Genomic DNA, 12,756 nt, shown 5'->3' with positions numbered 1-12,756 from the left:
TAATCTAATTTATCTGAAACAACAAATAACTAGTTTATTCCATTTAGACCAGGAATCTTCGAAATGGTTTAAAATTTATGCAAGAATCTACACCAAATAATCAACAGCTCTTTCTAAAGCTTTAGGAATTCCTCCTGGGTTTTTACCACCAGCAGTAGCAAAAAAGTTTTGGCCACCACCACCACCGTGAATTAGTTTTCCTAATTCTCTAACAACCTTACCAGCATCGTAACCACGTTCATTTGCTAGTTCTTTAGAAATATAACAAGTTAACATTGCTTTATCTTTAGAAGGAGCAGTAGCAAAGACTAAAAATAAATTTTGATATTCTTTACCTAAACCAAAAGCTAAATTTTTAATTCCGTTTGCGTCTAAATCTACTTTTGTAGCTAAAAACTGTACGCCATTTATTTCTCTTAACTGGTTTCTTAATTCACCAGATAAGTTTTGCGCTTTTTCTTTTAAAAGTTGTTCTATTTGTTTCTGTAAAGTTGTGTTCTCTTCTTGTAATTTCTGAACAGCTTTAACAGGTTCTTTAGTATTGTTTAATAGATCTTTAATTTCGAATAAAGCTCTATTGTTTTCAAAATAAAAATCTTTTACAGCATCGTTTGTAATTGCTTCTATTCTTCTAATTCCAGAAGCAACAGCTCCTTCAGATTTTATTTTAAAATGCCAGATGTCACTTGTGTTTTTTACGTGAGTTCCACCACAAAGTTCAATAGATTTTCCAAATTTTATTGCTCTAACTGTATCTCCATACTTTTCACCAAATAACGCCATTGCTCCATCTGCAATTGCTTGTTCCATGGTAATATTTCTACTTTCTTCTAAAGGAAGTTTACCAGAAATTCTTGCGTTTACAAAGTTTTCTACATCACGTAATTCATCAACAGTTAATTTAGAAAAATGAGAAAAATCGAAACGTAAATATTTAGAATGTACAGCAGAACCTTTTTGCTCTACATGTGTTCCTAAAACTTCTCTTAAAGCTTGATGTAATAAATGTGTTGCAGTATGATTACATTCTGTTCTGTAACGTTGTTTTTCATCTACAACTGCCTTAAAACTTTCATTTAAATGCTTTGGTAGGTTTTTTGAAAAATGAATTATTACGTTGTTTTCTTTTTTAGTATCAAGAATATATACAACATCTCCATGTGTATCTTCTAAATATCCTTTGTCACCAACTTGTCCACCACCTTCTGGATAAAAAGGTGTTAAGTTGAAAACTAATTGATACATTTCTCCGTCTTTTTTCGAAGTAACTTTTCTGTATCTAGTTAATTTTACAGTTGCTTCTAAAGAATCGTAACCTATAAATTCTTCCACAGCATCGTCAACCAAAAGAGTCCAATCTTCAGTAGACATTTCGCTTGCGGCTCTCGATCTATTTTTTTGTTTTTGAAGTTCCTCATCAAATCCTTTTTCATCTAAAGTGAATCCTTTTTCAGAAAGAATTAAAGCAGTTAAATCTACCGGAAAACCAAAAGTATCATACAATTCAAAAACTTTTTCACCAGAAATTTCTTTTGTTTTAGAGTCTGCTATAATTGCATCTAATAAAACCAAACCTTGGTCTAATGTTCTTAAAAAAGAAGTTTCTTCCTCTTTAATCACGTTTTCAATTAATTGTTTTTGAGCTTTTAATTCAGGGAAAGCATCTCCCATTTTTTTACTTAAAACATCAACTAGTCTATAAATGAAAGGCTCTTTTTTGTCTAGAAAAGTAAAACCATAACGAACTGCTCTTCGTAAAATTCTACGAATTACATAACCTGCACCTGTATTACTTGGCAATTGCCCATCTGCTATAGAAAAGGCTACAGCTCTAACATGGTCAGAAATTACACGAGTTGCAATATCTTGTTTTTCGTTAGCACCATATTTTGTGTTTGTAATTGTAGAAATTTCACTAATAATTGGTTTAAAAACATCAGTATCATAATTCGATTGAACATTCTGTAAAACCATACACAGACGTTCAAAACCCATTCCAGTATCTATGTGTTTGTTTGGTAATTCTTCTAAAGTTCCGTTTGCTTTTCTATTGAATTGCATAAAAACTAAATTCCAAATCTCTACTACATGAGGGTGATCTTCATTAATTAAAGTACGCCCATCTACTTTTGCTTTTTCTTCTGCAGAACGAATATCTACATGAATTTCAGAACAGGGTCCACAAGGTCCTTGCTCTCCCATTTCCCAAAAATTATCTTTCTTGTTTCCTTTTAAAATTCTGTCTTCAGCAATAAATTCTTTCCATAAATCGAAAGCTTCTGTATCCATTTTTAGATTGTCTGCATCATCAGAACCTTCAAAAACGGTTACATATAAAATGTCTTTATCAATCTTGTAAACTTCAGTTAATAATTCCCAAGCCCAAGCAATTGCTTCTTTCTTAAAATAATCTCCAAAAGACCAATTACCTAACATTTCGAATAAAGTATGATGATAAGTATCATAACCAACTTCTTCTAAATCGTTATGTTTACCAGAAACACGCAAACATTTTTGAGAATCGGATATTCTATTGTTCTTTGGAGTTCCGTTTCCTAAAAAATATTCTTTAAAGGGCGCCATTCCAGAATTAACAAACATTAAAGTTGGGTCATCTTTTGTAACCATTGGAGCTGAAGGCACAATTAAATGAGATTTTTCTTTGAAAAAATTTAAAAAAGTAGAACGAATATCTTGAGATTTCATAAAAAAGAAGTTTCCAAAAAACTTTGGATTGTGTTAATATATTTCTAAAAATACTACTTAAAAAAAGCAGTTATAAAACATTTTGTAAATTAGCGAGTTATTAAAAATGAGATTTCAATAAAAATTTCAAATTTAATGTACAAAAATAGTACATTTAACATTATGGCAAAAGTAAAATATTATTACGATGAAGATACGCTTTCTTACAGAAAAATTACTGTAAGAAAAAGTCAATATTATAAGAAATCTGTTTTCGGTCTTTTTGCTATATTTCTTATCGCATTCATTGGTTTTATTGTTTTTAGTCAGTTTATAATGTCTCCAAATGAGCGAGCTCAAGCAAGAGAATTAGAAAATTTAAAGTTGCATTATGAGCTTTTAACGAAAAGAATGGAAGAAAGCGGAGCTATTCTAGCACAGCTTCAAGAAAGAGATAACAATATTTATAGAACCTATTTTGAAGCAAACCCAATACCAGAAGAACAAAGAAAAGCTGGTTTTGGAGGTGTAAATAGATACAAATCTTTAGAAGGTTTCGACAATTCTACTATGATTACGAACCTAACCAAAGAAATAGATGTTTTGTCTAAACAATTGGTAGTACAATCTAAATCTTTAGACGAAATAGTTGTTTTAGCAAAAGAAAAAGAAAAAATGTTAGCAGCAATACCTGCTATTTTACCTGTAAAGTTAGAAGATTTAACAAGAATGGCCTCTGGTTATAAATGGAGAATGCATCCTATTTTAAAGATTAGAAAGTTCCATAAAGGAATGGATTTTACAGCTCCAGTAGGTACGCCAATTTATGCTTCTGGTAACGGAACTGTAATTAGAGCAGAAAGAAGTGCAACTTTTGGTAAGGTAGTTTATATAGACCATGGTTATGGGTACAAAACTATTTATGCTCACATGAGTATGATTAAAGCTAAAAAAAATCAAAATGTAAAACGTGGCGATTTAATTGGCTATGTTGGTAATACTGGGCGTTCTGTTTCTGCGCATTTACATTATGAAGTTCATAAAAATGATAGAGCTTTAAACCCTATTAACTTTTATTATGGAGACTTAACTCCAGAAGAATTTGCTGCCATGCAAAAAGCTGCAGAAGAAGAAGGGCAATCTTATGATTAAAATCGTGTAGCAACTACACTTTTACACAGTTTAATAATTACACAATATCAATAAATGCACATAGATTTACCTGAAAAAAGATACTACAAAATAGGCGAAGTCGCCAAAGCTTTTGATGTAAATACTTCTTTAATTCGTTTTTGGGAAAAGGAATTTGCTATTATTAAACCAAAAAAAAATGCCAAAGGAAACCGCCTTTTTACTCAAGAAGACATTAAGAACTTCAAACTAATCTTTAATTTAGTTAAAGAAAGAGGTTTTACTTTAGATGGAGCAAAACAAAAGCTCAAGGAAAACCCTGAAGGGATTTTCGATAATCAAGATATTATTAACAGATTAGAATTGGTAAAAGCAGAACTTCAGAAAATTAAAAATCAACTCTAACCCTTTTTATTGATATAACAATACTTGTTTATAGACTTTAATTTTGTCTGTGCAATAAGTTTTAGATTATTTGAAATTTATCGTTTTTACAATTTACTATGCACGCATAATATTTTTCGTTATATTTGAGGAAGTAATATCTTATAAATAAGAATTACAAGACTAAAATTCAACGATTAAATTTCATTAATATGCCAAAAAAATATGTAGATCTTGAAACACTTAAATACATATTGTATGATATTCATAAATTAGAAAATTTACTATCGAGAGAAAGATTTCAAGAACATGATATGGAATCGTTAAACTTATTTATAGATTCTGTAAAAGAGTTTTCAGATAGAGAGTTATTTCCATATTTTAAAGAAATGGATGAAAATCCAGCATATCATAAAGACGGAACTGTAATTGTTCATAAACAAGTGGGAACTGTTATGAAACAAAGTGGCGAAATGGGCATTATCGCTGCAGCTTTCGATTATGAAGATGGAGGTTTACAAATTCCTTTTTCAGCATTACAAGCAGCAGTTTATATTATGGATGCTGCAAATAATCATTTGCCAGGTTACCCAAGTTTAACACAAGGTTCAGCAGAATTAATCGTAGAATTTGGTAATGAAAAATTAAAAGAAACATACGTGCCAAAGATGCTTTCTGGAACTTGGGGAGGAACCATGTGTTTAACAGAACCACAAGCAGGAAGTTCACTTTCTGACATTTCAACAAAAGCAACGCCAACTTCAGATGGATTTTATAAAATTTCTGGACAGAAAATATTTATTTCTGGAGGCGATCATCAATATGCAGATAATTTTGTGCATTTAGTTTTGGCAAGAATAGAAGGCGCACCAAAAGGAACTAAAGGAATTTCTTTATTTGTTGTTCCTAAAAACAGACCAAAAGCAGATGGAACTTTAGAATATAATGATGTAATGACCATTGCAGATTTTCAGAAAATGGGACAAAGAGGATATTGTACAACACATTTAGGTTTTGGAGATTCCGACGATTGTAGAGGTTGGCTTGTAGGTGAAGAACACAAAGGTTTAAACCAAATGTTTTTAATGATGAATGGCGCAAGAATTGCAGTTGGTAGAGGTGCAGCAGCTATAACTATGGCAGCATACAGGGCGTCTTTACAATATGCAAATGAACGTTCTCAAGGAAGAAAATTATCTGCAGATGGTAAGAAAAATCCAACAGAAAAGCAGAGTTTAATTATAGAACATCCAGATGTTAGAAGAATGTTGTTGTTGCAAAAATCGATTGCAGAAGGTTCTTTAAGTTTGGTAATGTTAGCTTCTAAATATCATGATATTTTAACAACGGCAACTTCCAAAGAAGAAAAAGAAAAATACAATTTATTGTTAGAAATGATTATTCCGATTGTAAAAACATTTCCATCTGAAGCTGGTGCAGAATCTGTAGATAATGGATTGCAAGTTTTAGGAGGTTATGGCTTTTGTACCGATTTTTCTTTACAACAGTATTATAGAGATATTAGAATTTCTGCTTTATATGAAGGAACAACAGGAATTCAATCGCAAGATTTGTTGGGTAGAAAAGTAACCATGCATAATGGAAAAGGTTTAGAATTGTTATCTGCTGAAATTGTAAAAACAATTATTGCAGCTTCCAATGATGAAGATTTAAAAACCTACGCTACTATTTTAGGTGATAAATTAAAGCTTTCTCAAAAAGTGTTAGGTCATTTAATGCCATTTGCAATGAAAGGAAATTACGAGCGCTATTTAGCAGATGCAAATTTATTTATGGAATATATGAGCATTGTTGTTTTAGGTTGGTTATGGTTAGAAATGGCTGTAGATGCTAAAAAAGAATTGAGTAATTCTGATAAAAAATATTCAGAAACTTTTTATGAGAGTAAAATTCATACCATGAAATTCTATTTTAAATATGAAGTACCAAAAACAAATTCATTGGCAGAATCATTAATGAGCAACGAAGTTTTAACCATTAAAAAAGACAAAGAATTTATTTTATAATGAATATAAAAGAACAATTTAATTTAGAAGGGAAAGTTGCTATAGTTACAGGTTCAAGTAAAGGAATCGGAAAAGCAATTGCAAAAGGTTTGGCAGAAAACGGAGCGCAAGTGGTAATTTCAAGCAGAAGTCAAGAAGCTTGTGACGAAGTTGTAAAAGAATTTACTGAAGAAGGTTTAAAAGCAATCGGTATTGCATGTCATATTGGTAAAGAAGATCAACGAAAAAACCTAATTGATAAAACAATTAAAGCTTTTGGTAGAATAGATGTTTTAGTAAATAATGCAGCTATAAATCCTGTTTTTGGACCAATTGAAGATGTAGATCCTGCAATTTTTGATAAAATAATGGATGTAAATGTAAAAGCACCTTGGAGTTTATCCAACTTGGTTTTACCACATTTTAAAGCAAATAAAAACGGAAGCATTATTAATATTGCTTCTGTAGAAGCCTTAACTCCTGGTTTCGGATTGGGAATTTACAGCACAAGTAAAGCGGCAATTTTAATGCTGACAAAAAATCAAGCAAAAGAATGGGGACAATATGGTGTAAAAGCCAATGCAATTTGCCCAGGTTTAATTAAAACAAAGTTCAGTGCAGCACTTTGGCAAAACGAAAAAATTCTTGGTAAAATTGAAAAATCTTTACCAAGTGCAAGAATGGGAATGCCAGAAGAAATGGTAGGTTTAGCTTGCTTGTTAGCTTCTGATGCTGGAAATTACATGACTGGTGGCGTTTATACTGCAGATGGTGGTTATATGATTGCTGGGTAAAATAATTAAAAAAACACGAGTGAATTATATTAATGTAATAAGGAAAGAAATTACGGATTATTTTGATCCAAAATCATTAATTAAAAATAGTGAAGAAATTCATAAATCTCCAACAAGAAATTATTCTATAAAAACGGTTAGTTACATTCAAAATAAAGCTGATACAAATTGGGACGTAACTAAAGTTGAGGTTTTTGATAACAAAAAGGATGAAAGGATATTTGAATTTTTTAGTAACCATGGGGAATTATTTTTTAATTGGTTTAGAAAAGAAAGTATAGATTATTTAGTATGTGCTGAAGATATTTACGGAGGTCAAACCGTAATCGATCTAACTAATAATAAGATGGAAAGCTATTCTCCCAACGAAGATGGTTTTATTGCAACAGAGTTTTATTTATCTCCCAATGGAGAAAAATTAGCAATTATCGGATGCTTTTGGGCTTGTCCTTTTATCATTAAAATATATGATTTTACAAACCCTTTAAAATTACCATTTCAAGAAATTAAAGAAATTGATTTAAATAATAATACTATTGAAATTGAAGGTTGGTTGGATAATGAAAGAATAATTACTAATCAAGGAAAAATTATAACTATATAAATCTATGAACTTCGAATACTCAAATAAATCAATAGAATTACAGCAAAAACTAATTTCTTTTATAGAAGAGCATATTGTTCCTATTGAAGAAGAATTTATTGCTTTTCAAAATGATAAAAACAATATGTGGAAACGTTTTCCAAAAATAGAAACGTTAAAACAAAAAGCAAAAGATGCAGGTTTATGGAATTTATTTCTTCCAAATAATTATGGAGAATTAAGTCCGGGTTTAACCAATTTAGAGTATGCACCATTGGCAGAAATAATGGGTAAGAAAATCTGGATTTCAGAAATTTTTAACTGTTCTGCTCCAGATACTGGTAATATGGAAGTTCTTGCAAAATATGGGAGCGAATCTCAAAAAGATAAATGGCTAAAACCTTTAATGAATGGCGAAATACGTTCGGCTTTTTTAATGACAGAACCACAAGTTGCTTCTTCAGATGCTACTAATATTGAAACTTCTATTATTTTAGATGGCGATGAATACGTAATTAATGGAAGAAAATGGTGGTCTTCTGGAGCAATGGATCCACATTGTAAAGTTGCTATTATTATGGGGAAAACTGACCCAAATGCACATAGACATCAACAACAAAGTATGGTTCTGGTTCCTATGAATATTGAAGGTTTAGAAGTAATTAGACCGCTTTCTGTTTTAGGTTATTATGATTCACCAGAAGGTCATGCAGAAATTCAATTAACCAATGTTCGTGTTTCAAAAGAAAATTTAATTTTAGGAGAAGGCAGAGGTTTTGAGATTGCACAAGGACGTTTAGGTCCTGGTAGAATTCATCATTGCATGCGTTTGGTTGGTATGGCACAATATGCTTTAGAAATAATGGCGAAACGAACTTTAGAAAGAGAAACATTCGGAAAAAAATTTTATGATTATAGTAGTATTCGTCACGAAATTGCAAAATCTGCTTGCGAGATTGAACAAGCACGTTTATTAACACTTTCTGCAGCCGATAAAATGGATAAAGCAGGCAATAAGGAAGCTAAAGATATTATTGCAATGATAAAAATTGTTGCTCCAAATATGGCCCAAAAAGTAATTGATAGAGCGATGCAAATTTTGGGAGGAAAAGGTGTTGGCCCAGATACTTATTTACCACATTATTTTGCTATTGCAAGAATGTTGCGTTTGGCAGATGGACCAGATGAAGTACATATGTATCAATTAGGGAAAAGTTGTATTAAAAAATACGGAAACAAATAATGAGCAATCAAAAAGTAAGAGAAGGAGAAGCGTTAAATGAAGTTTTATTGAAGAAATATCTTCAAGAAAATAACATTATTGAATCTGTTGAAAGTGAATTATTTGTAGAACAATTTACTCATGGATTTTCCAACTTAACTTATCTTTTAAAAATAGAAAACAAAGAATTCGTTTTAAGAAAACCACCAAAAGGCGCTATTAAAAGAGGTCATGACATGAGTCGTGAGTTTAAAGTGCAAAGTGGAGTTAATAAAGCGTTTTCTAAAGTACCAAAAATGTTTACTTTTTCTGATGATGAAACTATTCTAGGAAGTGATTTTTATATCATGGAAAAAATAGAAGGAATTATTCTGAATTATAAGGAAGCTAAAAAAAGAAATATTACTCCTTCAGGATATAAAACAATTGCAAATTCTTGGTTAGACACTTTAGTAGAATTACATGCTGTAGATTATAAAGCGATTGGTTTAGCTGATTTAGGAAAACCAGAAGGTTATGTAGAAAGACAGGTTTCTAATTGGGGAAAACAATATTTAAAAGCAAAAACAGACGAATATCCAGAAGCACAAATGGTGATGAATTGGATGCAAGAAAATCAACCAAAAGTTTATGAACACTGTTTAATACACAATGATTTTAAATATGACAATGTTGTTTTTAAAGATGATTCTTGGCAAGAAGTTGCTGCAGTTTTAGATTGGGAAATGGCAACTTTGGGAGATCCTTTAATGGATTTAGGAACGTCTTTAGGTTATTGGACAGTTGCAACAGATCACGATTTTGTAAAACAAGGAATTCCGTCTCCAACCATTTTTAAAGGAAACCCAATTAGAAGTGAAATAGCAGAAATGTATGCAGAAAAGTCTGGAAGAACAATAGATAATTTAGTTTTCTATTATGCTTTTGGCTTGTTTAAAATAGCAGTAATTGCGCAACAAATTTATTATCGATATTCTAAAGGTTGGACTACAGATTCTCGTTTTGCTAATTTAAATAAAGCTGCAGAATTGTGTTGTAAACTGGCTTTAAAAGCGATAAAAACTAAATCCATAGATTAAAAATTTTTTATAAGATGGATTTGCGTTAGGGATTGCAGTGAAAATCCTTTTGCCTTTTTCTGGCAAAAGATTGTAACGTAAAGCCCGACCTTTTTAGGGAACGCCCAAATTAAAATTTAACAATATGCAAGTAGAAAATAAAATAGTAATTGTAACAGGTGCTGGTTCTGGAATAGGAAAAGCATCTGCAATTCATTTTGCGAAAAACGGTGCAACTGTTGTTGTTTCTGACATCAATTTAGAAAATGCCCAAAATGTAGTAGAAGAAATTAAAAATAATGGTGGAAAAGCATCTGTAAATAAATGCAACGTTGCAAAGTTTGATGAAGTAGAAAATTTGGTAAACGAGACTGTTAAAGCCTTTGGCAGATTAGATGTTATGGTAAATAATGCAGGTATTGGTCCAAATTTACTAAACACACACAAATCTAAATTACAAGATTGGGATGCAGTTATTGCAGTAAATCAAACAGGCGTTTATTACGGAATGAAATTGGCTTTAACGCAATTTGTAAAACAAGGTGGTGGAAATATTGTAAATATTGCTTCTTTGGCAGGTTTAAAAGCTTCGCCAAATAATATTAGTTATAGCGCAAGTAAATTTGCTGTGGTTGGTATGACAAAGTCTGCTGCTATGGAATATGCAACTAAAAATATTCGTGTAAATGCAGTTTGCCCAGGTTACACAGAATCTGCTTTGTTAGATCAATTATTAGGAGCTAAACCAGAAATGGACGCTATTTTGAAAAGTGTAATTCCTATGAAACGTTATGGGAAAACAGAAGAAATTGCAGAAGCTGTAGTTTGGTTAGCATCAGATAACACCAAATTTATTACAGGACAAACAATTACTTTAGATGGTGGAACATCGCTTTAGATTATCAAGAATATTCAGTAAGTTTGTAAAACAAAAAGTCAACACAAAAATTAAAATTTAGAAATTATGAAAAAATGGTTAATACCCGTAATTATTATAGCTTTAGTTGCTTACGCAATTTATAGTTGGGGAAAAGGATTCAATAATGAGGCAGTAGTTTTACAAGAAGATGCAAAAACAACTTGGTCTAACGTAGAAAGTTCTTACCAACGTAGAAACGATTTAATTGGAAACTTGGTTAAAACTGTACAAGGAGCAGCAGATTTTGAGAAAGAAACGTTAACACAAGTTATTGAAGCTCGTGCAAAAGCAACTTCAGTAAATATTAATGCAGGAGATTTAACGCCAGATAAAATGGCACAATTTCAACAAGCACAAGCAGGAATGAGCGGAGCACTTTCTAAATTATTAGTTTCTGTAGAACGTTACCCAGAATTAAAAGCAAATGCTAACTTTTTAGAATTACAGAGCCAGTTAGAAGGTACAGAAAACAGAATTAATGTTGCCAGAGACCGTTTTAACGAAGGTGTAAATAAGTACAATAAGCATATTAAAGTTTTTCCAAATTCTTTATTAGCAGGTTTGTTTAATTTTGATGAAATGGCTCGTTTTAAAGCGAATCCAGGTTCTGAAAATGCACCAGATGTAAATTTCGATTTTAACAAGAAAAAATAATAAATGTCTAAAGTAGAAGAGTTTCTTACTCCAGCAGAAGAACAAGAAATTATTTCTGCTATTAGAATTGCAGAGAAAAATACTTCTGGCGAAATACGTATACATATTGAAGCTTCTTCCGAGAAAGAACATTATGAACGTGCGCTAGAAGTGTTTCATCTGTTAAAAATGGACAATACGAAAGACGCAAATGCGGTATTAATTTATGTTGCTGTAAATGACAAGAAATTTGTTGTTTATGGTGATAAAGGAATTAACAAAGTAGTTGACAAAGACTTTTGGAATTCCACCAAAGAAGTGATGCAAAATCATTTTAAAAATGGAAATTTTAAACAAGGTATTGTAGATGGAATTTTAAAAGCTGGAGAAGAACTACAAGAACACTTTCCTTGGCAAATAGATGATGTAGACGAACTTTCTAATGAGATTTCTAAAGGATGAATTTAAGTAAGCAGTATTCAGTTGGCAGTTTTCAGTCATTAGTTTGTTGTAAAAAGTTTCTTTTTTTAATAGCTTTTTTATTTTCATTAAATATCTTTTCTCAAGGATATACAATTCCTGAAAAACCAAAATTTCAAACAAGTGTTTACGATTATGTAAACTTACTTTCAGAAGCTCAAAAAAAGCGTTTAGAAAGTAAATTAATTCGGTATTCAGATACTACTTCTACACAAATTGTAACCATAATCATCAATTCTACAGAAGGCGAAAATATTAATTATTTAGCGGCTAATTGGGGAGAAAAATGGGGTTTTGGAGATGCAGCAAAAGACAATGGAGTTCTAATTTTATTAGCAAAAGGCGATAAAAAAATTGCAATTCAAGCAGGTAAAGGAACAGAACATTTATTAACTGATTTTCAAGCCAAAAGAATTATTGAAAGAGTTATAATCCCAGAATTTAAACGAGGCGATTTCTATGGCGGTTTAGACAAAGGTTCAGATTATATTTTTAAAACACTAAATGGCGAATTTACAGGTACTCGTAAACAAGAATCAGAATTTGACCCAGGAATTATTTTTTTTATCATCATTATAATTATCTTTTTTATTATTATTTCTAGAGGAAATAAAAACAATAAAGGTGGTGGAAAAAGATATAGAAGAGGTTCTCTTGCAGATACCATTTTCGACACTATTATTTTAAGCAACGCCGGTAGAGGTGGAGGTAGTTTTGGTGGTGGATTTGGAGGCTCTTCTGGAGGTGGAGGAGGTTTTGGTGGCGGTTTTGGTGGCGGTTTTGGCGGTGGAAGTTTTGGTGGAGGTGGAGCTTCTGGTGGTTGGTAACTTTCATGGTACACTTTTTGATGTTATTATTGAA

General features: G+C 31.4%; 12 protein-coding genes. 11 read left to right on the top strand and 1 reads right to left on the bottom strand.

Features of this window, described 5'->3' with window-relative positions:
- Positions 1-87: 87 nt before the first annotated feature.
- Entirely contained in the window at positions 88-2,706 is a 2,619-nt protein-coding gene (gene alaS / locus H9W90_RS10675) for an alanine--tRNA ligase (protein WP_187481584.1), read from the bottom strand.
- A gap of 162 nt (positions 2,707-2,868) precedes the next feature.
- Between alaS and H9W90_RS10670 the strand changes: the two genes are divergently transcribed.
- The 11 genes from H9W90_RS10670 (at position 2,869) to H9W90_RS10620 (ending at position 12,722) form a co-directional block, all read left to right on the top strand.
- Positions 2,869-3,837, top strand: coding sequence for a M23 family metallopeptidase (locus H9W90_RS10670; protein WP_187481583.1), 969 nt, complete (start codon positions 2,869-2,871; stop codon positions 3,835-3,837).
- A 54-nt stretch (positions 3,838-3,891) separates the two neighbouring features.
- Positions 3,892-4,221: a MerR family transcriptional regulator gene (locus H9W90_RS10665; RefSeq protein ID WP_187481582.1), complete on the top strand. Its 330-nt coding sequence runs from the start codon at positions 3,892-3,894 to the stop codon at positions 4,219-4,221.
- A gap of 191 nt (positions 4,222-4,412) precedes the next feature.
- Entirely contained in the window at positions 4,413-6,227 is a 1,815-nt protein-coding gene (locus tag H9W90_RS10660; protein ID WP_187481581.1) for an acyl-CoA dehydrogenase family protein, read from the top strand.
- Positions 6,227-7,000: an SDR family NAD(P)-dependent oxidoreductase gene (locus tag H9W90_RS10655; protein ID WP_187481580.1), complete on the top strand. Its 774-nt coding sequence runs from the start codon at positions 6,227-6,229 to the stop codon at positions 6,998-7,000. Before H9W90_RS10660 ends, H9W90_RS10655 begins: the two co-directional genes overlap by 1 nt.
- Before the next feature lie 19 nt (positions 7,001-7,019).
- Positions 7,020-7,604: a hypothetical protein gene (locus H9W90_RS10650; protein WP_187481579.1), complete on the top strand. Its 585-nt coding sequence runs from the start codon at positions 7,020-7,022 to the stop codon at positions 7,602-7,604.
- Between the two features lie 4 nt (positions 7,605-7,608).
- On the top strand, positions 7,609-8,826 hold the full coding sequence (locus H9W90_RS10645; protein WP_187481578.1) for an acyl-CoA dehydrogenase family protein: 1,218 nt from the start codon (positions 7,609-7,611) through the stop codon (positions 8,824-8,826).
- The gene (locus H9W90_RS10640) at positions 8,826-9,884 is read left to right on the top strand and encodes a phosphotransferase family protein (RefSeq protein ID WP_187481577.1); all 1,059 of its coding nucleotides are present in this window, start codon (positions 8,826-8,828) and stop codon (positions 9,882-9,884) included. Before H9W90_RS10645 ends, H9W90_RS10640 begins: the two co-directional genes overlap by 1 nt.
- 124 nt (positions 9,885-10,008) lie before the next feature.
- Positions 10,009-10,761: an SDR family NAD(P)-dependent oxidoreductase gene (locus H9W90_RS10635; protein ID WP_187481576.1), complete on the top strand. Its 753-nt coding sequence runs from the start codon at positions 10,009-10,011 to the stop codon at positions 10,759-10,761.
- Between the two features lie 66 nt (positions 10,762-10,827).
- Positions 10,828-11,436 (top strand): LemA family protein, encoded by a 609-nt coding sequence (locus H9W90_RS10630; protein ID WP_187481575.1) that lies wholly within the window; start codon positions 10,828-10,830, stop codon positions 11,434-11,436.
- A 3-nt stretch (positions 11,437-11,439) separates the two neighbouring features.
- The gene (locus H9W90_RS10625) at positions 11,440-11,877 is read left to right on the top strand and encodes a TPM domain-containing protein (RefSeq protein WP_187481574.1); all 438 of its coding nucleotides are present in this window, start codon (positions 11,440-11,442) and stop codon (positions 11,875-11,877) included.
- Positions 11,874-12,722, top strand: coding sequence for a TPM domain-containing protein (locus tag H9W90_RS10620; RefSeq protein WP_187481573.1), 849 nt, complete (start codon positions 11,874-11,876; stop codon positions 12,720-12,722). The genes H9W90_RS10625 and H9W90_RS10620 overlap by 4 nt, the downstream gene beginning before the upstream one ends.
- Positions 12,723-12,756 lie beyond the last annotated feature (34 nt).

The organism is Polaribacter pectinis, assembly GCF_014352875.1.
GTDB classification, from domain to species: Bacteria; Bacteroidota; Bacteroidia; order Flavobacteriales; family Flavobacteriaceae; genus Polaribacter; species Polaribacter pectinis.
The sequence above is the reverse complement of the archived record's forward strand: the minus strand, read 5'-3'. Positions and strand labels throughout refer to the sequence as shown.